The organism is Pradoshia sp. Z6_59, from assembly GCF_058267515.1.
On the sequence record NZ_JBZCPP010000008.1, the window covers coordinates 23,469 to 41,706 of the forward strand.

22 protein-coding genes are annotated in these 18,238 nt (G+C 37.8%); all 22 read right to left on the minus strand.

Annotation, left to right across the window (positions count from 1 at the left end; genetic code table 11):
• The 22 genes from fliP to hslU all read right to left on the minus strand — a co-directional run bounded on the left by fliP (window position 1) and on the right by hslU (window position 18,225).
• Window positions 1–666 (minus strand): flagellar type III secretion system pore protein FliP, encoded by a 666-nt coding sequence (fliP, locus tag AC4D4B_RS10025; RefSeq protein ID WP_490999855.1) that lies wholly within the window; start codon window positions 664–666, stop codon window positions 1–3.
• Window positions 659–1,345 (minus strand): flagellar biosynthetic protein FliO, encoded by a 687-nt coding sequence (locus tag AC4D4B_RS10030; RefSeq protein WP_490999894.1) that lies wholly within the window; start codon window positions 1,343–1,345, stop codon window positions 659–661. The genes fliP and AC4D4B_RS10030 overlap by 8 nt, the downstream gene beginning before the upstream one ends.
• Before the next feature lie 24 nt (window positions 1,346–1,369).
• Window positions 1,370–1,732 carry a response regulator gene (locus AC4D4B_RS10035; protein ID WP_490995878.1) on the minus strand — a complete coding sequence of 121 codons (363 nt, stop codon included), beginning with the start codon at window positions 1,730–1,732 and terminating at the stop codon, window positions 1,370–1,372.
• Between the two features lie 15 nt (window positions 1,733–1,747).
• On the minus strand, window positions 1,748–2,977 hold the full coding sequence (gene fliY, locus AC4D4B_RS10040) for a flagellar motor switch phosphatase FliY (RefSeq protein ID WP_490999856.1): 1,230 nt from the start codon (window positions 2,975–2,977) through the stop codon (window positions 1,748–1,750).
• Window positions 2,974–3,966 carry a flagellar motor switch protein FliM gene (gene fliM / locus AC4D4B_RS10045; protein WP_490995880.1) on the minus strand — a complete coding sequence of 331 codons (993 nt, stop codon included), beginning with the start codon at window positions 3,964–3,966 and terminating at the stop codon, window positions 2,974–2,976. Before fliM ends, fliY begins: the two co-directional genes overlap by 4 nt.
• A 45-nt stretch (window positions 3,967–4,011) precedes the next feature.
• Window positions 4,012–4,437 carry a flagellar basal body-associated protein FliL gene (gene fliL / locus AC4D4B_RS10050; protein WP_490995881.1) on the minus strand — a complete coding sequence of 142 codons (426 nt, stop codon included), beginning with the start codon at window positions 4,435–4,437 and terminating at the stop codon, window positions 4,012–4,014.
• Window positions 4,427–4,648: a flagellar FlbD family protein gene (locus AC4D4B_RS10055; RefSeq protein WP_490999857.1), complete on the minus strand. Its 222-nt coding sequence runs from the start codon at window positions 4,646–4,648 to the stop codon at window positions 4,427–4,429. Before AC4D4B_RS10055 ends, fliL begins: the two co-directional genes overlap by 11 nt.
• Before the next feature lie 46 nt (window positions 4,649–4,694).
• Entirely contained in the window at window positions 4,695–5,492 is a 798-nt protein-coding gene (gene flgG / locus AC4D4B_RS10060; RefSeq protein ID WP_490995883.1) for a flagellar basal body rod protein FlgG, read from the minus strand.
• A gap of 84 nt (window positions 5,493–5,576) precedes the next feature.
• Window positions 5,577–5,966 carry a TIGR02530 family flagellar biosynthesis protein gene (locus AC4D4B_RS10065; protein ID WP_490995884.1) on the minus strand — a complete coding sequence of 130 codons (390 nt, stop codon included), beginning with the start codon at window positions 5,964–5,966 and terminating at the stop codon, window positions 5,577–5,579.
• An 18-nt stretch (window positions 5,967–5,984) separates the two neighbouring features.
• Window positions 5,985–6,620, minus strand: coding sequence for a flagellar hook assembly protein FlgD (gene flgD / locus AC4D4B_RS10070; RefSeq protein ID WP_490995885.1), 636 nt, complete (start codon window positions 6,618–6,620; stop codon window positions 5,985–5,987).
• An 11-nt stretch (window positions 6,621–6,631) separates the two neighbouring features.
• The gene (locus AC4D4B_RS10075; protein WP_490999858.1) at window positions 6,632–7,957 is read right to left on the minus strand and encodes a flagellar hook-length control protein FliK; all 1,326 of its coding nucleotides are present in this window, start codon (window positions 7,955–7,957) and stop codon (window positions 6,632–6,634) included.
• 33 nt (window positions 7,958–7,990) lie between these two features.
• The gene (locus tag AC4D4B_RS10080; protein WP_490999859.1) at window positions 7,991–8,599 is read right to left on the minus strand and encodes a MotE family protein; all 609 of its coding nucleotides are present in this window, start codon (window positions 8,597–8,599) and stop codon (window positions 7,991–7,993) included.
• Window positions 8,600–8,622: 23 nt separating this feature from the next.
• On the minus strand, window positions 8,623–9,063 hold the full coding sequence (gene fliJ / locus AC4D4B_RS10085; RefSeq protein ID WP_490995888.1) for a flagellar export protein FliJ: 441 nt from the start codon (window positions 9,061–9,063) through the stop codon (window positions 8,623–8,625).
• Window positions 9,064–9,067: 4 nt separating this feature from the next.
• Complete coding sequence (gene fliI / locus AC4D4B_RS10090; protein ID WP_490999860.1) at window positions 9,068–10,378, minus strand: flagellar protein export ATPase FliI; 1,311 nt, start codon at window positions 10,376–10,378, stop codon at window positions 9,068–9,070.
• Complete coding sequence (gene fliH, locus AC4D4B_RS10095; protein ID WP_490995890.1) at window positions 10,375–11,139, minus strand: flagellar assembly protein FliH; 765 nt, start codon at window positions 11,137–11,139, stop codon at window positions 10,375–10,377. The genes fliI and fliH overlap by 4 nt, the downstream gene beginning before the upstream one ends.
• Entirely contained in the window at window positions 11,132–12,151 is a 1,020-nt protein-coding gene (gene fliG, locus AC4D4B_RS10100; RefSeq protein WP_490995891.1) for a flagellar motor switch protein FliG, read from the minus strand. Before fliG ends, fliH begins: the two co-directional genes overlap by 8 nt.
• 13 nt (window positions 12,152–12,164) lie before the next feature.
• Window positions 12,165–13,757 (minus strand): flagellar basal-body MS-ring/collar protein FliF, encoded by a 1,593-nt coding sequence (gene fliF, locus AC4D4B_RS10105; protein ID WP_490999861.1) that lies wholly within the window; start codon window positions 13,755–13,757, stop codon window positions 12,165–12,167.
• 108 nt (window positions 13,758–13,865) lie between these two features.
• Complete coding sequence (fliE, locus tag AC4D4B_RS10110) at window positions 13,866–14,174, minus strand: flagellar hook-basal body complex protein FliE (RefSeq protein ID WP_490995893.1); 309 nt, start codon at window positions 14,172–14,174, stop codon at window positions 13,866–13,868.
• A gap of 18 nt (window positions 14,175–14,192) precedes the next feature.
• Window positions 14,193–14,711, minus strand: a complete 519-nt coding sequence (locus AC4D4B_RS10115) for a flagellar basal body rod protein FlgC (RefSeq protein ID WP_490999862.1) — start codon at window positions 14,709–14,711, stop codon at window positions 14,193–14,195.
• A 2-nt stretch (window positions 14,712–14,713) separates the two neighbouring features.
• The gene (gene flgB, locus AC4D4B_RS10120) at window positions 14,714–15,106 is read right to left on the minus strand and encodes a flagellar basal body rod protein FlgB (RefSeq protein WP_490999863.1); all 393 of its coding nucleotides are present in this window, start codon (window positions 15,104–15,106) and stop codon (window positions 14,714–14,716) included.
• A 794-nt stretch (window positions 15,107–15,900) separates the two neighbouring features.
• Window positions 15,901–16,677: a GTP-sensing pleiotropic transcriptional regulator CodY gene (codY, locus tag AC4D4B_RS10125; RefSeq protein ID WP_490995896.1), complete on the minus strand. Its 777-nt coding sequence runs from the start codon at window positions 16,675–16,677 to the stop codon at window positions 15,901–15,903.
• Window positions 16,678–16,809: 132 nt separating this feature from the next.
• Window positions 16,810–18,225 carry an ATP-dependent protease ATPase subunit HslU gene (gene hslU, locus AC4D4B_RS10130; protein ID WP_490995897.1) on the minus strand — a complete coding sequence of 472 codons (1,416 nt, stop codon included), beginning with the start codon at window positions 18,223–18,225 and terminating at the stop codon, window positions 16,810–16,812.
• Window positions 18,226–18,238 lie beyond the last annotated feature (13 nt).

Genomic DNA, 18,238 nt, shown 5'->3' on the forward strand with positions numbered 1-18,238 from the left:
CTAAAAACTTTGTAATAAAGATTTAACAACTAAATACCAACCATCGACCATCACAAACAGTAAGATTTTAAAGGGTAATGAGATCATGACCGGCGGTAGCATCATCATACCCATGGACATTAGAACACTCGCCACAATCATGTCTATCACCAGAAATGGGATAAAAATCATGAAGCCAATTTGAAAGGCTGTTTTCATTTCACTGATCGCGAATGCAGGTACCAGCGTAGTTAACGGAATATCTTCAATAGATTCAGGTGTATCTGCCTTGGAATATTCCAGGAATAGCTGTAAATCCTTTTGCCTTGTATGTTTACTCATAAACTCCTTAAAGGGTCCTGCGGCCTTTTCATATGCCTCTTCCAGCTTTATTTCGTCCTTAAAAAGCGGTTGAAGCGCCTCATCATTCACTTCAGATAAAACCGGTGCCATTACAAAAAATGTAATGAACAGCGATAATCCGATTAACACTTGGGTAGGGGGCATTTGCTGGGTCGATAAAGCCGTCCTTACAAAGCCCAAAACAATAACAATTCTTGTAAAACAGGTCATTAAGATTAAAATGCTTGGTGCAAGAGAAAGAACCGTTAATAACAGGAGCAGCTTAACTGATGTTGAAACGGTATCGGCATCCCCGCTGCTAAAGATGGTCATTAAGTCATTCATCCCGGTGTGTTCCTTTCTTGCTCATTTCTTTTGTAATCTGTTTGCGCTCTTCCTTTAAATGATCCAGTTGTTCCTTAAATTGACTTTTGAACGACATATCCGTTTGCCTGGAAGTTTTTATTTTCCATTTATCAATAAGCTTGCCTGCAAGATCCATCGGGGTAATCTGAGTCTCTAATTTCTGATTATGCTCTTCAATTAGCTTGGTGTATTCTTCCTCATCATCAATCACATTGAGTAATTGAACCGAGTCACCAACACCTACAATGTAGATTTTCTCCCTAATCCTTACCAACTGGACAGAGCGATTTCCACCTAACGGAGTCCCTCCCAGGTTTTCAATAGTTTGGCCGTGCTGATATCCACGATTCTTTTTATTGATGACTCGTAAAAGTACATACAATAATCCAGCAACAAATAGCAAGGCAAATACCATTCGAAAGATATCTCCAATTGTAATTCCAACGTCATTTGTCTCATTTTCATCTGGATCAGAGATACTGTTATTATTCGTTTGGTCAATATTCCCTGTTTCCGTCTTACGATCTTTAGTATTGTAATAACTGTCTACACTTTGGCTGCCATTGTCTGGAGCTGCGTTTACCGCAATTTCTGTAAATGGTGTAGCAATGGAAAAACTCAAAATGAAGAAAAGAATAATTTTTATATAGCTTGGCATTCGTTGCACGTTTACTTCCCCTCTTTACGATAATGCTTTGCTGATTGCCTCCAAAACTCGGTCAGCTGCAAAAGGTTTTACAATAAAATCCTTTGCACCTGCTTGAATAGCATCAATAACCATTGCCTGCTGGCCCATTGCCGAACACATAATAACCTTGGCATTTGGATTGCTTTTGCGTATTTCTTTTAATGCTGTAATCCCGTCCATCTCAGGCATTGTAATATCCATTGTGACTAAATCAGGATTTGTTTCTTTGTACAGCTCAATCGCCTGATGACCATCCGCTCCTTCTCCTACAACCTCATATCCATTCTTTACCAGAATATCTTTGATCATCATTCTCATAAATGCAGCATCATCGACTACTAAAATTTTGTGTGACATTCTATTTCCCCCAGCTTACTTTAATTTTTTCAGACGGTCTGTTCGGCTAATAATATCTGTAACCCGAACACCAAAATTTTCATCAATTACAACTACTTCTCCTTTGGCAATCAAACGCTTATTCACCAAAATATCGACCGGTTCACCGGCTAATTTATCCAATTCAATAATAGATCCTGATGAAAGCTCAAGAATTTCTTTGACGGACCGATTCGTTCTTCCCAGTTCTACGGTTACCTGCAAAGGAATATCCAATAACATATTGAGGTTATTAGCCTCTTTTTCATCTAACCGCTGCGGGTGTTCAAATTCAGAAAACGTGGCAGGCTGTACCTGAACCGGCTGGCTATAGGGAGCAGAATTCGTCCCCAGATATTGATTGCTTTGCATATTAATCTCTGTTTTACCTCCCAACAGTGCGTACTCGTTATTGTGCTCTTCTTGATACGATTGATCAGATACTGTTCCCGCCACTCTCTCATCACTTGACATCATAGTTGGTTCCACTCCACTCATGGAATAAGCAGGTGGTTGATTCTGTTGTATTTTTTCTCCCATATCAGGAGACGTATTCTTCATCAATTCATCTACTAAACTTCTGGCGAAATGCGCAGGCAATAATTGCATGATATAGGAATCTATTAAGTTCCCTATCGTTAATCTAAAAGATACTTTCACAAGCAAGTCATCTTTGGGAAAAACATCATGTCCAGACCCTTCCATTAAATCTATAAGCTCTATGGATGGAGGCGAGATATCTACACGCTTATTAAAAACAGTCGACATTGAGGTTGCAGCAGAGCCCATCATTTGATTCATCGCTTCCTGTACAGCGCTTAGATGAATCTCTGATAAATCTTCAGCTGGAGAATGCCCATCTCCTCCCAGCATTAAATCGGCAATAATAGCAGCATCGGACTGCTTAATGACCAACAAATTAGAACCAATAAAACCTTCTGTATATTCCACCTGAATGGCTACATATGGCTGTGGAAATTCCTCCACTAATTTTTCACTGGCAACTATCGAAATACAAGGTGTCGTTATATCCACTTTATAATTTAAAAGTATGGATAAGGCCGTTGCTGAGCTTCCAAATGATATATTGCCAATTTCACCAAGAGCATCCTGCTCTATTGATGAAAAATAATCTCCTATCACTGGTGAAGTGGGAAACACATCCTGATTAGAACTATCTAATAAAGCATCAATTTCTTCCTGAGTAAGTCTTTCATTATTCATCATTCTAAGTCTCCCCCTTTCAAGTTCTCCAATATTTGAATGCCTATCTTCTTATTTACCTTCCCTGCCTGTCCAAGGAATTTAGGTACATCTCCTATGGACAGCACGATTGGGCTGTCTATTGGCTGACCTAATTCAATAACATCCCCCACAGTTAGGTTTAAGAAGTCCTGGATTAAAATATCAGCAGTTCCCAATTGAGCAATCAGAGGTAACTCTGCTGTTCGAACTTGTTGTTCTATCGCTTGTATTTCAATCGGTTCTCTTTTCTTTTTGTTTGTATGCATCCAATAGTGTACAGATAATTTAGGAATAATAGGCTCTAACACTACATGCGGGATACATATATTTATCATTCCGCTAACTTCACCGATTGTAATATTTAATGAAATTACAACCACCGTATCATTAGGGGAAACCATCTGTAAGAATTGTGGATTAACCTCAAACTCTGATAGCTCCGGGTTTATATCGGCTATGTTAGCCCACGCTTCCTTTAGATTCTCAAATGCACGCTCAAATAGATTGGACATAATTTTGGTTTCTATCTCTGTGAGGCTCTCAACTTTATTAAGACTCGAACCTCTGCCGCCTAATACGCGATCAAGCATGGTATAAGCGATAACCGGATTAACTTCCATCAAGATTCTTCCATCCAAAGGGGGAACCTCAAAAACATTCATAATCGTCATTTTAGGAATTGAACGTATAAATTCTTCATACGGAAGCTGATCAGCTGTCGCAACATTGATATTGACATACGTGCGTAACTGGGCTGAAAAATAGGTGGTTAGTAAACGAGCGAAATTCTCATGTATTCTGGTTAAATTTCGAATTTGGTCTTTCGAAAACCGTAAAGCTCTTTTAAAATCATAAACCCTTACTTTTCTTTCATTCTCTTCCTTTTTCAATTCATCTGCATCCATTTCACCAGTTGAGAGGGCAGATAATAATGCATCAATTTCATTCTGTGATAAAACCTCGCCAGACAATCGAATCACCTCCGTAGTTTCAGATACTTTTATGTCCGTCGCTTTTTATTGGAGAATAGACGAGGTAGTATAAACTTGAATAACCTTACCTTCCTGCATCAACTCGTTCACTTGTTCCTTAAGTTTATTTTCAAACTCCAGTTTGCCCTTTTTATCATTCAGTTGTTCAGATTTCATCTCAGATAATTCTTTAATAACAATGTCATTTACTTGGAAAATTCTTTTTTCTAATTCCTCTTTTGCCTTTTTACCGTCTGTTTCCATCATATATGTCACTCGAATTAACGTATTATCCGTTAAGTTAGTCGTAATTTCCGGTATTTCAACAGAATATTTAATAACCTCATCAATACTCGGTTCTTTATCTGCAGAGTCGCCTGTATAATTCATTAACACAACAACAGCGATGATCCCAAGCAAAGAAATAGCTGACAAAAATACAAGTATTATGGTGATTAATTTATTCTTCATCGTTATCCTCCCGGTTCTGCTGATGTCCTAAAACGTTTATGCTGCGATAAAAATGATTAATCAACTGTATAAGTTCTCTTTCCTCAGTTGCGACGATTAACTTTTTTCCATTGGTAAGTGTTATAGTCGTATCTGGATTGGCTTCTACAGACTCAATGAATAATGCATTTAAAAAGTATACTTTTCCGTTCAATTTGGTTACCTGTATCATAATTGGGAGGGCTAAAGGATTTCTTTAGCCCCTGCCTCCTTTACCATTACCTTTTCAAATTAACTAATTCCTGAAGGATTTCATCAGATGTTGTGATAATTCGGGTATTAGCCTGAAACCCGCGTTGTGCCACAATCATGTCTGTAAATTCTTCAGATAAATCCACATTTGACATTTCAAGTCGACCTGATGTCAGTTTTCCTCGACCTGCTGTGTCAGCTGTTCCTATATTAGGTTCACCAGAGTTTACAGATTCCTGGAATGTATTATTGCCAGCTTTAGTTAAACCGGCCGGGTTAGTGAATTTAGCTACTCCAATGGTGGCTATCGTGCTACTAGTTCCATTTGCATCGACACCAGTAATTTCGCCGCCCTGTCCAATACTGAAGCTGACAGTACCAGCAGGGATAACAATATCAGTACCAGGGTCAGTATTATTCTGAACCTTAAATCCCTCACTCGTTACAAGTGTGCCTTCTTTATCTAAATAAAAATTCCCCGCACGAGTGTAAAATGATTCAGTTCCATTTCTAACCACGAAATATCCATCACCTTCAATAGAAAAATCCAGTGTACGATTGGTCGTTTGGGCACTTCCCTGTGTATCAATATTATCAATTGAAGCCAGTGAGCTTCCGAGGCCTACCTGAATAGCATTCGTACCGCCCTTATCAGCAGTGGCTCCACTGGCACCGGAAACAGTTTGGCTCATTGTATCTTTAAATGTAACCCTGCCCTTTTTAAATCCATATGTGTTCACATTTGCGATGTTATTACCGATTACATCCAATTTTGTTTGGAAGTTTTTTAATCCGCTAATACCAGAATACATGGAACGTAACATATTATTATTTTTCCCCTTTCAGCTTGGCTGTATCAGTCGATCAACAGCCTTGGCTTCCTCTCATGAGGTCCAGCCATCCATTTTTTATTTTAAAATGATTGCCCCATTAATATTTGTGAATATTTGGGCTCCCGCTTCGTCTCTATCCATTGCAGTAATGACCGTATTATTTTTTGCATTTACAATGAGAGCTGCATGATCCATCAACACCAATGAATCATTTAAACCCTTGCGCCTTGCTTCAGCCAATTTCACTTCCAACTGGCCCCATTGATGTTCATCTATTTGTAAATTTCGTTGTTGGATGCGCTGTTGGGCATGCTTGCTGATTGTAATACCTTTAGTTGCAGTTTCCAGTTCAGGCCTAAGAAAGCTTTCAAATGTATCATTTCCACTTTTCATTTGGTTTTTTTGTGCACTTTTAAGTGGATTGGCAACCGGCAATTGTGGCCTGAATATAATTTTTTGATCCATTGACTTCGCCTCTTATCTTTATCCTACTTTAATCAATTGATTGAGAAGCAAAGAGGTTTTCGCTTCATCATTCACCTCTAGTTTGACTTTTCCATCTCTTTGAAAGACCGAAGATACTTCTGCCGTGTGTTCTTCACCTTTATCATCCAGCCAGGTCACTTGTTTCCCTATTAAACGACTTGCTTCGGCAAGATTATTGCCCTCTGATAGCTGATTTATGGAAGAAATATTTGCTGGCTCTAAAACAGTTCCATCTTCTAGAATAAATTTCACACTCTCATCAACAAATTGAATTGATTTCACGACACCCTTTCCTTCTACAACCTCGGTGTCCCCACCTTCGTTATCTGGGTTCGCCATTTTATGATAGGTCACTTCCTGCCCCACAAACTGTGAATAGGTGATTAATAGATTTTGATTTTGTGAGTTCACAAAGCTCTCTAACGTCGTATTCATATTCGTCATTTGTTCAAGACTTGAGAAGGTTGCCATTTGCGCTATAAAGTCCGTATCGTCCATTGGGCTGGTTGGATCCTGATTTTGTAGCTGTGTTAGCAATAATTTCAGAAAATCATCCTTATCCAGGTTATTTTTTACTTCCCTCGTTTGATTTTGCAAGGAACTGTATAAAAGACTTGTATCAATCGTTGTCAAAATGATTCCTCCTATATTTCTTGATTAATGATTGATTCTTCCAGAACACTTGAAAAGCCTGAAAATAATTCTTCATCATGATCCCCAACATTATGATCTTCCTGGTGTTCATGCTGATTTCTTCTCTCTTCAGAAGGAGATTCTTCTTGAAAAAGCGCATCCTGTGATTGTTCAAGGTCTATTTTGTCGAAATCAATTCCCTGTGTAGCCAATGAGACTCTTAATCCTTGAAGTTGGGATTCTAATAGCTCTTTACCTTTTTGTGTATTGGCAATAATTTTGGCTACCAGCTGTCCGTCTTTTTGTATTAATTCAATCTGCAAGGTTCCCAGGTTCTCCGGTGTCAATCGAACAAATAATCTTTGAATACCATTTTGGTTTGTATAATTCGCTTTAGCTAAGAGAGATTCAAATGATTTAATAAATTCATCTGCTCCAACCGCTTGTCCACCTTTTTCAAGGGTCAAGGCAGGACTCTGCTGCTGTGTTTGTAACTGCAGTTCTCCAATCATGACTGGTTGGTTTAACGGAATATCTGCACTTTTTGCAGGCACGGGATTGAATCCTGCAATAGAACCACCATTTTTGAAGTTTACTGTATACGTTTTGGATTGCAGATTGTATGCATTCATTCCTATATCTCTTAGTGAGGCAGGATTGTTTTTTACATCTGCCGGGATTGCTTTTTTTGTTTCATTCATAGCTGTCAATTTATCTTTCCAGTTCAATAAAAGAGCATCCAATTGACCTACACTTTCTGTCCCTTTTTGATTGAACGTATGCTCATGGCTCATCACAACCAATTTCCCGAAATTCAACAGAGTAAGAAATGCATTTTTTTGATCATTCGTTAAACCTTCAAATGGTTTTGCTAACCCATTAGTTAAAATGCCATTCAGTGTTTCAATATCCTCTTTAGTGGGAGGTAATTGAGTAAAGTCAATCTCCTTAAAAGTATCCTGAGAATCCACTAAACTCCTGAGCGCTTCTTTAATTGCTTCAGAAGGATTTTCACCAAGGAGTTGTTGAATAAACTCTAACTCTGGAAGAGCTTCCTGATTATTGGTTAGCAGTATATTTAACAACTCAAATGCTTCTTCCATCTCTTCAAGTCCCTCTTTTTCCAGAAAACTCAAAGTATCATCTACTTCAACTCCATCATTCAGTACTTCATATACTTGATCCTCGGTTTTCTCTGGTTTGTCCAAGCTCTTTTCGTCTTGGAGCATTTTATGAAAAGGTTTGTCCTGAGATTTTTTATTCATTTGCACTTGGTCCTTAGGTAAAGCAGTTGTTTTTACAAATTGGTTGTTAGGCAATACACCCATCTGATTCATTCATTCACCTCCTTTCAATCTTTGCCTTTCCCCTTAAGAATCTTCAGCACCATTAGTTTTCTCAGCCGAGATTTTTTCCATTAATACGGCAGCTTTTTTAGCTTCCATCTTTTCCATAATGTCAGCCAAGGTTTCTGTAGTAATAGAGGATAAGATTTTCACCGCTTCTTTCTCATTCATTTCTGCTACTATTAAGGCCGCCTGCTTGGGCGCCATTTTCTCATAGGTATCAATGATATCTTTTGAGGATCTTGAGTTTTGTTCTTTTTTTTGATCTAGTTCTGAAATCGTCTGTTCCAGTTGCTCTACGGATAACTGAATGCGCTTCAGCTCAATCTCCTTGTTATCCAGCAATTTTTCAAGACTTTCCGTTTCTTTCTCTTTATCCTTAAGCTCTGACTTAAGACTTGCAATTTCTTTCACATAGTCCGCTTGATTTGTTTGATTTGTCTGTTTTTCTGCCTTTTCCTCACTCTCACCTAAAAAGGGAATATTTTCAGCAAGTTTTCCAGCTTGACTCCCTATACTTTTACCTGAGAAAGTTGCAATGATTACCACAATTCCAGCTATAAATATCAGAACAATCAATAAAGTAAGAACCAAATTCAGTTTACTAAAGCCTTTGTTTTTCTTTTCTTCCATACGATCCAACTACTACGCCTCCATCATGAACGGCTCATATATTGTTGAATAGATATTTCATCCATTTGCCGATTTTCTTCGTATTTCATTGTATTAAAATATCTTTGAAAATCTTTCTCTTTGATCTTCTCGTATTTCTTTACCTCTACATTGCTTTCAATCAGAAGCTGATGATAAAAGTTCATTTTAGACCGTGTATCCATCACGCGCTTTTGATAATGGGCAATCATCTTTTCATGATTATCCAAAAAATGCTGATTATATCTGACTTGCTGTACGGATAATCCCTGTTTTAATTGCTCTGATTGTGAATCTAATAACTCTTCTTTCTTTTTCAGCACTTGATAGAGATTTTCGGCTTCTGATTCAAACTCTTTTACAGCTTCTGTATATTTTGACGCTGAATCGTTCTTTTCTTTTTCTTTTATCGTTAATATTTTTTCGAATTTATACTGATAGTGCATTGAATCATCCACCCATCTCTACTAATAAGTTCAATTGTTCGATACTTTGCTGTTTCGTCACTTTTTCATTTACACCCTGTTTTAAATACTCAATGATTGCTGGATATTTAGTAATAGCTTCATCGATGATTTCGTTAGAGCCTTTTTTATAGGCACCAATATTAATTAAATCTTCTGCTTCCAGATAAGCAGCTAGGGATTGTCGTACCTTTTCAGCTGCTTTAGCATGAGTTGGTTCTATAATATGAGCCATTATTCTACTGATACTTTTTAAAATATTGATTGCTGGAAACTGTCCCTTATTGGCAAGGTCTCTATCTAAAACAAAATGTCCATCTAATATTCCTCGTACTGTATCAGCAATAGGTTCATTCATATCATCACCGTCTACCAATACTGTATAAAAGGCTGTTATCGTTCCCTTACTGTTCGTTCCGGTTCTCTCTAGCAATCTTGGCAGGATACTGAAGACAGAGGGAGTATATCCTTTAGTTGTCGGCGGTTCCCCAACAGCTAACCCCAATTCTCTCTGTGCCATGGCAATCCTTGTAACCGAATCCATCATCAGCATGACATTCATCCCCCGATCGCGAAAAAACTCAGCTATGGCTGTTGCTGTATAAGCGGCCTTAATTCTCATTAAGGGCGGCTGATCAGATGTGGCCACAACTACTATCGATCTTTTTAATCCAAGAGGGCCTAAGTCTCTTTCGATAAATTCACGGACTTCTCTCCCACGTTCACCAACAAGAGCTATCACATTTAAATCAGCTGTAGTATTCCTGGCAATCATTCCTAATAATGTGCTCTTTCCTACTCCGCTTCCGGCAAAAATTCCGACCCTCTGACCTTTTCCAACCGTTAGTAAACTATCAATCATGCGGACACCCGTTTCAATTCCCTCATCAATGGGCGGACGTGACATTGGATTTGGAGGATCCTGCTCTGTTGCTGTAGAGGATAAACCGTATGGAAGTGATCCTCCATCAAGTGGGTTTCCGATTGCATCAAGTGCCTTGCCTATCAAACCTGTTCCTACTTTGATCTCGAGCGGTTTTCGAGTCGCCTCTACAATAGAGCCGGGTGCTATCTCACTTACAGCACTATACGGCATTAAAATGACAATCTCATCCCGGAATCCTACTACTTCAGCCTTTACCTTGTTCTTTTTGCCGGTATGGATCAAGCATACATCTCCAATTGAGCTGGCCGGCCCCTGAGACTCAATCATAAGACCTACCACTCTTTTAATTCGCCCGTATCTCTTAAACGTATCGAGGGTATCAATTTGATCTATTAATTGAGAGACTTTCATGAGAGGTCCTCCTCAAGGATTTCCTGAAGCTTAATTCTGATTTGTTCCAGCTGTTCATCCACACTTGCTACCAAACGTCCATTGGATGATTCAATTACACATCCATTTCCTTCTAACTCATCATTCGGATAGATATAAAACTCTGTTTCTCTTGGAAATAAGGACATTAATTCTTTTTTATGTGTTAAGACAAAAGAGTAATGAAGTGGAGGAACATGCAGTTCAATATTTTTATATTCTCGCGCTTCCTTAATTGCTTTTTTCACAATAAATAAATAATCTTCCTCATTTTCGTCTAAGTGCTGATTCATAATTTTTTCAGCTACCTTTATTCCGAGGTTGAGGATGGTAAACTCAGACTTTTCCACAACAGATTGGTATTCTTTTTTAGCTTGGTTCATTGTCTCTTGTGCAAGGTTCAGCATGTGCTGATATTCTCTTTTTGAGTCCGAAGCACCCTGTTCCTTGCCAATGAGATACCCTTCCTGTCTGGCCTCTTCAATGAGAATTTGTTTTTCCTTATCCCATTGCTTTACTTCTTCCTGTATCTTTAGATAAACTTGGTCAGCCTGTTTCTGAGCTTCTAAAACAATTGCCTCAGCTTTTTGATTGGCTTCCTTCAAGAGCCGATTTAAATCAGAAGCTACTGACTCTTCTTGAAAAAGGGACTCATTCTGTTCATTCATTATTTTTTTAATCTGGATTATTTTCTTCTCTTGCGCATGTGTTTCTGTATAATGGGACTTTATAATTCTAGACAATAATGTCATCTCCCCCACCACGGGCTAGGACGATTTCACCGGCATCCTCCAGGCGTCGAATAATCGCAACAATTCTTGACTGCGCTTCTTCTACATCCCGTAAACGAACCGGTCCCATAAATTCCATCTCTTCTGTAAATGTATCGACCATCCGTTTGGACATGTTTTTATAAACAATTTCCTTAACCTCTTCACTGGCGACTTTAAGAGACAGCATTAAATCTTCGTTTTCTACATCTTTAATCACCCTTTGGATGGCTCTATTATCCAAGGTGACAATGTCTTCGAATACAAACATTCGTTTCTTGATTTCTTCAGCTAATTCTGGATCCTGTATTTCTAAAGCATCCAAAATGGTTCTTTCTGTTGAACGGTCAACGCCATTTAACACTTCTACAACAGCTTCAATTCCACCGGTTTGTGTATAGTCTTGCGTAACAGTTGCAGATAGCTTTCGTTCCAGAATTTGTTCTACCTCATTGATTATTTCAGGTGATGTGCTGTCCATTAAGGCAATCCGTTTCGCTACATCTGCCTGCATTTCCTGAGGAAGCTCCGATAAAATCTGTCCTGCCTGTCCCGCTTCCAAATACGATAGGATTAAGGCAATCGTTTGAGGATGCTCATTTTGTATAAAATTCAGGATTTGGCCTGGATCTGCTTTTCTGACAAAATCAAAGGGCTTCACCTGCAGAGATGATGTTAATCGATTGATAATGGCCTGCGCCTGGTCACTGCCCAATGCTTTTTCTAATACAGTTTTGGCATAACCAATTCCACCCTGAGAAATGTAATCCTGTGCCAGCGCAATCGTATGGAACTCATCTACGATATCTTCCTTCTCTTTTGGGCCCACCTTTCGTACGCCTGAAATTTCTAAGGTCAGCTTTTCAATTTCTTCTTCCGATAAATGCTTATAAACATTTGCAGATACATCTGGTCCCATTGAAATGAGCAGGACTGCAGCTTTTTGTTTTCCCGTTAGACCAGTTTTCTTATCTCTGATAGACATGTCTTCTTACCTCCTAGTCTTCCGTAATCCATGATCTTAAGAGCTTCGCAAATTCATCAGGCTTTTCTTTCGCCAATTTTTCAAGTTGCTTTCTTTTAACAGTGGCTTCTGATTCTGCTTCGTCTTCAATATCGGCTACCAAAACAGGAGGGATCGGTTCTTCATATTGTTCTATCTCAATTTCTTTATTCTTTCTGGATTTGATAATAAAAATTAAAAGCAAAATAATCGCTAAACATAATACACCGCCAATAACATAAATCCACCACGGAATACTGCTTTCCTCTTGTTCGTCAAATGTAATTTTCCCATTAAATGGCTGGATGGAAATCGCGATTTTTTCCTCTAATTGATCATCTGTCAAAGGATTCTCATTTTCTGATTTATCGATACTTGTTCGCACAATCGTCCCCAATATATCTCTAATATCAGTTATTCTTTCTTCTGGGAGAGAGTTGGTGTCATTGGCATCAGGTGGTTCAACCATAACCTGAATCCCCAAATCTCTTACTTTGTATGGTGATTCACTAATCTCTTTACGTATTCGGTTTACCTCTGTATTTACTGTTTCCTCAGTCTTCTCATAATCGCCATTTCCATTTGACCCTTCAAGATACTGCGAACCCAATGAGTCTGAAGGATCTTCAGTAACAGGTGTACCGCCTTCTGCTCCTGCCCCCCCTGTATAGGTCTCAGATAGTTTTTGGGCACTAATCGTAAGACCTTCCATATTCTCCTCATCCACGGGTTCAACAAGATTTTCTTCTCTATTTTCTTGGGTAAAATCTACATCAGCTGTTACAGAAACAACAACTTTATCGTTACCCATGATTGTTCCAAGCATACTTTGAACCCTGCGCTGTATATCCTTCTCTATCTCTTTTTTTATTTCATTTTGAGATGCAAAGCTATCCGTACTATTGCTGCCATTATTATTTAAATCAAAGTACTCAAAATATTGATTCATAATGACGATATTATCTGTAGGAAGATTCGGGACGCTTTTTGAAACTAAATGATATAACGCTTGTATTTGCTTCTCTTCAAATTCCTGTCCAGGCTTTGTATTTAATACAATGGAAGCCGAAGCCTCTTCTTTTGTATCGCTGACGAATACCCCCTTGTCAGGGAGGGTGAGAATAACCTCAGCGCCTTGAACTCCTTCTATCCCTTTAATAAGGCCTGCTATTTCATTCTGCATAGCATCCTGTTTAATGACATTAAATTCATTATCAGTCATACCAAAGCTTGCATTTTCACTGAAATACGAATAATCTATACTTCCTGACTTCGGAATACCCTCTGCAGCAAGCTCAACTAGCAAAGTATCTGACATTTCACTTGGAACTAGTATCGTACTGCCATTGTCAGCGATTTCCGACTTGATCCCTCTGCCATCCAGATTCTCTTTTATAGATCCCGTTTCTGTTGGTGAAAGATCACTATATAGAGGAACGAGCGTTGTTCTTGAAGTAAGATAAACCACAGCAGCAGCAATTAGTATTACTGCAGCCATCATACTGATATAGAGTGTTTTCTGTTTACTAGAACGACTCTTCCAAAAATCTTTGATTTGATTTCCAATTTTTATGAACGTTTCCTTCATCATGATCCCCCGAACTTAGCTTTTGCATCAATATTAACGTCCACAGAGACTTCCCTGTCGTTTGTAGGGAATATTAATTTCGTTGGGACAATGCATATATTATTTTTTCTACATGCTCATTCTCATTATTTCCTGATAAGCTTCGACTGCTTTATTGCGGACTTCCATTGCTGCCTGCAGCGTTATACTCGCTTTTTGTGATGTAATCATTACATTATGTAAATCAACATTTTCACCAAGTGCTAATTTTTGTGTCATCGCAGCTGATTCTTGCTGAGTCGTATTAATTTCTTCAATAGATTTCTTGAGGACGGACGCAAAGGAGTTTTGAGATTCGTATGGTGTAGTATTGGGTGATTTAGGTAGTTTTTGAGTGAAAATTGAAGAAACAGAGTTGTTTAATTGAATTGGTTCCATCCTTATAGCCCCCTAATTTTATTTTCCTATTTCAAGTGCTTTCATCATCATCCCTTTGGATGCATTGAATACTGTAACATTCGCTTCATATGACCTTGTTGCGCTAATTAAATCAACTGTTTCACGCAATGGATCAACATTAGGCATTTTAACGTAACCCGTTTCTGGATCAGCGTCCGCATGGGCTGGGTCATAGACCAGCTTATAATCAGGTTCCTCGATATATCCAGCTTCATTGGCTGCCTGATTGCCTGGGTCGTAAACCATATTGACATCTTCCTTAATCGCAGTTACTCTAACACCATTACCAACAGTAGATTGATTTGTTTTATTCATAGCAGTATTTAAAAAACTCGAAAACCCATTATCCTTTGTTTGCAATACAACCGATTTCCTTTGATAAGGTTGCCATTCCCCATCAACATACTTGCCTCTTGTTGTTTCAGCGTTGGCCATATTGGATGAAATCACATCCATACGCAGTCGCTGTGCTGTTAACGCACTGGATGTAATGTTCATGCCAGTGAACAAACCCATACCTACTTACCTCCCTGTATAACACTTTTTAATGTTTGAAAATTGCCATTCAGACGTTCAATCAATGCATTGTAATAGATTTGGTTAGTAGCCAAATCGCTCATTTCACTATCCATATCCACACTGTTTCCTGTACTATTGTAATTCTTATTGTCACTGGTTACTTGGATGGCACTGCTTCCTGTTTTCTCAAATTCAAAGTGTCTGCTATCGGTTTTAAATGATTGATTATTTATTTGTGTTGCTTGATTTAATTCAGATTTAAAACTCACATTTTTCGCTTTATAGTTAGGCGTGTCGACATTTGCAATATTTTGGGAGATAGCTTTTGATTTTAATGACGAGTAATTCAACCCTTGTTCAAGCAAGCTGACTGTGTTGGAAAAAAGCTTCATTTTATCACCCTTTCATTCTTAAAGAGTTTTCCCTACTCTATTAGTTATTCATTTACTACGACAAATCCTTCTATATATTGAACATCTATTCAATATACTACTATATTCACTATTATTTTACAGAGTAATATTACATATTTCTTTATTTTAAGTATAAATAAGACAAAATAGTCACATTTATAAAATATTTGTCATAATTTATATTAAAGAAAATTAACATAAAATGATAAGTACAATAGTCCTATTTTGACCAAGAAATTAACTTTTTTTATTTTTTATGGTTTATTTTTGCATTTACCTGGCTATTTTCACATTTTGTTCAAATTTCAGCTGACAAAAAACCGAACCCTATTTTATGGGTTCGGTTTTTTTCATTACAAATAGAGGTAAGAAGATAGCATGAAAACTTTTCATTGTTTCCCCACTAAAGTAGAGTAGTCATTTTTTAGTTTTTTCAGAAATAAAAAAGAGGATGGGGCATAACTTATAAACGATCCTGAAAAGACGAACGATATCTATTTTTTCGACTCTGAGTTAAGCTGAAGAAAGTACGTTCCATTGCGCGCTTCCTCCACTCGCTTTCCGCGGGGAGGAAGGCTTTAGCCTCCGTTACTTCCCGCAGGAGTCGGTGGCTTCCGCTCCATTCCACTAAGTTTAATAATGGTATACAGAAGTAACCAATCTATTGAAAACAAATAAAAATCCGAACTATTAGGCGTATTAAAATATCACCTATTAGTTCGGATTTATCACTGACTGAAATACTTATGTCCAAGCCTCTATTATTTGCTGTATTAACGTTTTAAACCTTCAAGCTCGTTTAAGAATTTAGCATTCAATACTTTGATATAAGTACCTTTCATACCTAAAGAACGAGATTCAATTACACCGGCACTTTCTAATTTTCTTAATGCATTAACAATAACAGAACGTGTAATTCCTACTCGGTCAGCTATTTTGGAAGCAACTAATAAACCTTCATTGCCTTTTAATTCTTCAAAGATATGCTCAATAGCTTCTAATTCACTGTAAGATAATGAACTGATAGCCATTTGAACAACAGCCTTGCTTCTAGCTTCCTCTTCAATTTCTTCTGCCTTTTCACGCAAAATTTCCATTCCAACAACAGTAGCACCGTATTCACCAAGAATTAAATCATCATCAGCGAATTTTTGTTCTACGCGGGAAAGAATTAGAGTACCAAGGCGCTCACCGCCACCTACGATAGGAATAATTGTTGTCCAGCCTGATTTGAATAATTCTTTGTTTTCAACAGGGAAAGCTGTATATTCGCTCTCAACATCAAGATTGGAAGATGTTTCTTTAACATTAAAAAGATTATTCGTATACTCTTCTGGAAATTGACGGTCTTCGAGCATTTTTTTCATACGCTCATTTTCAATTTGTTGGTTGATCTGGAAACCAAGTAATTTACCTCTGCGGCTGACTACGAAGATATTCGCCTGAATTACTTCACTTAAGCTTTCAGCCATTTCCTTAAAGTTAACTTGCTTTCCGCCTGTTTGTTGCAGCATCGAGTTTATTTTTCTTGTTTTATTCAGTAAATCCATTGTTTACTTCCTCCTATATTGTCTTCTTTTATGGATATTTATCAAGTTTATTGAGTGAACAGGATAATGGAAAAGAGTAAAATGTAACTAATTAGTTGTACCCTTGAGCAATAATCTGAAACATCAAACTACTTATAATATAAACTCACTTAAGTCTTTATTTTTAGATATTGCGCCCAGCTTTTCATCCACATACTTAGGGGTAATCATGATGTTCCCCATAGAAATTTCAGGAGCTTCAAATGATAAGTCCTCTAAAAGCTTTTCCATAATAGTATGTAATCTTCTTGCTCCAATGTTATCCGTGTTTTGGTTCACTTCAAAAGCAACCTCGGCTATCCTACGAATAGCTTCGTCTGAAAATTCAATTTCTATACCTTCTGTTTCTAATAATGCTATATATTGTTTAATTAGAGCGTTGTCAGGTTCTATTAACACTTTATAAAAATCATCCACAGATAATTTTTTAAGTTCTACTCTGATTGGAAAACGCCCTTGCAGTTCAGGAATAAGGTCAGAAGGCTTTGCTATATGGAAAGCACCTGCAGCAATAAATAAAACATGATCCGTTTTAACAGTACCGTATTTCGTTACGACTGTCGAACCTTCAACAACAGGCAGGATATCCCTTTGGACTCCCTCTCTGGATACGTCTGCTGAAGAGGCGCCGCCGCTCTTACTTGCTATTTTATCTATTTCATCAATAAAGATGATACCAGTCTGTTCAGCTCGTTCTATAGCTACCTGTGTTACCTCATCCATATCAATTAATTTTTGCGCTTCTTCATTTGCCAATACCTTACGTGCATCTTTAATAGCTAATTTTCGTTTTTTCTGTTTTTTAGGCATTAGATTACTGAATGCATCCTGCATATTCATGCCCATTTGTTCCATACCGGATCCCTGAAGCATATCAAACATGGATGGAGCCTGTTCTTCTACCTCAACAGTAATTACTTCTTCTTCTAACTCACCTTTTAATAAACGCTCTTTCATTAATCTGCGTTTTTCATATATATTTCTTTCTTCTTCCTGATTATCTTGATCAGATGAATTAGTAGTATCACCTGAACCGCCGAAAATCATTTCGAAAGGATTTTTAAAGGAAGACGACTTTTTGCCAGAAGGTACTAACAAATCTATAATTCGATTGTTAGCATTTTCTAATGCTTTATCCTTCACTTCCAGCATTCTTTCTTCTTTTACAAGTCTAACAGAAGTTTCAGCTAAATCACGCACCATGCTTTCCACATCACGTCCGACATAGCCAACCTCTGTGAATTTCGTTGCTTCCACTTTAATAAAAGGCGCTTTCACAATTTTAGCTATTCGTCGAGCTATTTCAGTTTTTCCAACACCAGTCGGTCCAATCATGAGAATATTTTTTGGTACAACCTCATCACGCATGTTTTCTTTTAAAAGACCGCGTCGATACCTATTTCTTAATGCAATAGCGACTGCTCTTTTAGCATCCGCTTGCCCAATTATGTATTGATCCAATTTCTCAACTATTTGTCTCGGTGTTAGATTTTTGATGTCCTGTTTCATTCTGACCCTCCTT

Bases quoted from the DNA above. Each gene is read 5' to 3' on its own strand.
- fliP (WP_490999855.1), bottom strand. From the start codon at position 666: ATGAATGACTTAATGACCATCTTTAGCAGCGGGGATGCCGATACCGTT.
- AC4D4B_RS10030 (WP_490999894.1), bottom strand. From the start codon at position 1,345: ATGCCAAGCTATATAAAAATTATTCTTTTCTTCATTTTGAGTTTTTCC.
- AC4D4B_RS10035 (WP_490995878.1), bottom strand. From the start codon at position 1,732: ATGTCACACAAAATTTTAGTAGTCGATGATGCTGCATTTATGAGAATG.
- fliY (WP_490999856.1), bottom strand. From the start codon at position 2,977: ATGATGAATAATGAAAGACTTACTCAGGAAGAAATTGATGCTTTATTA.
- fliL (WP_490995881.1), bottom strand. From the start codon at position 4,437: ATGAAGAATAAATTAATCACCATAATACTTGTATTTTTGTCAGCTATT.
- AC4D4B_RS10055 (WP_490999857.1), bottom strand. From the start codon at position 4,648: ATGATACAGGTAACCAAATTGAACGGAAAAGTATACTTTTTAAATGCA.
- flgG (WP_490995883.1), bottom strand. From the start codon at position 5,492: ATGTTACGTTCCATGTATTCTGGTATTAGCGGATTAAAAAACTTCCAA.
- AC4D4B_RS10065 (WP_490995884.1), bottom strand. From the start codon at position 5,966: ATGGATCAAAAAATTATATTCAGGCCACAATTGCCGGTTGCCAATCCA.
- AC4D4B_RS10075 (WP_490999858.1), bottom strand. From the start codon at position 7,957: ATGAATCAGATGGGTGTATTGCCTAACAACCAATTTGTAAAAACAACT.
- AC4D4B_RS10080 (WP_490999859.1), bottom strand. From the start codon at position 8,599: ATGGAAGAAAAGAAAAACAAAGGCTTTAGTAAACTGAATTTGGTTCTT.
- fliJ (WP_490995888.1), bottom strand. From the start codon at position 9,063: ATGCACTATCAGTATAAATTCGAAAAAATATTAACGATAAAAGAAAAA.
- fliI (WP_490999860.1), bottom strand. From the start codon at position 10,378: ATGAAAGTCTCTCAATTAATAGATCAAATTGATACCCTCGATACGTTT.
- fliG (WP_490995891.1), bottom strand. From the start codon at position 12,151: ATGTCTATCAGAGATAAGAAAACTGGTCTAACGGGAAAACAAAAAGCT.
- fliF (WP_490999861.1), bottom strand. From the start codon at position 13,757: ATGAAGGAAACGTTCATAAAAATTGGAAATCAAATCAAAGATTTTTGG.
- fliE (WP_490995893.1), bottom strand. From the start codon at position 14,174: ATGGAACCAATTCAATTAAACAACTCTGTTTCTTCAATTTTCACTCAA.
- AC4D4B_RS10115 (WP_490999862.1), bottom strand. From the start codon at position 14,711: ATGGGTTTGTTCACTGGCATGAACATTACATCCAGTGCGTTAACAGCA.
- flgB (WP_490999863.1), bottom strand. From the start codon at position 15,106: ATGAAGCTTTTTTCCAACACAGTCAGCTTGCTTGAACAAGGGTTGAAT.
- codY (WP_490995896.1), bottom strand. From the start codon at position 16,677: ATGGATTTACTGAATAAAACAAGAAAAATAAACTCGATGCTGCAACAA.
- hslU (WP_490995897.1), bottom strand. From the start codon at position 18,225: ATGAAACAGGACATCAAAAATCTAACACCGAGACAAATAGTTGAGAAA.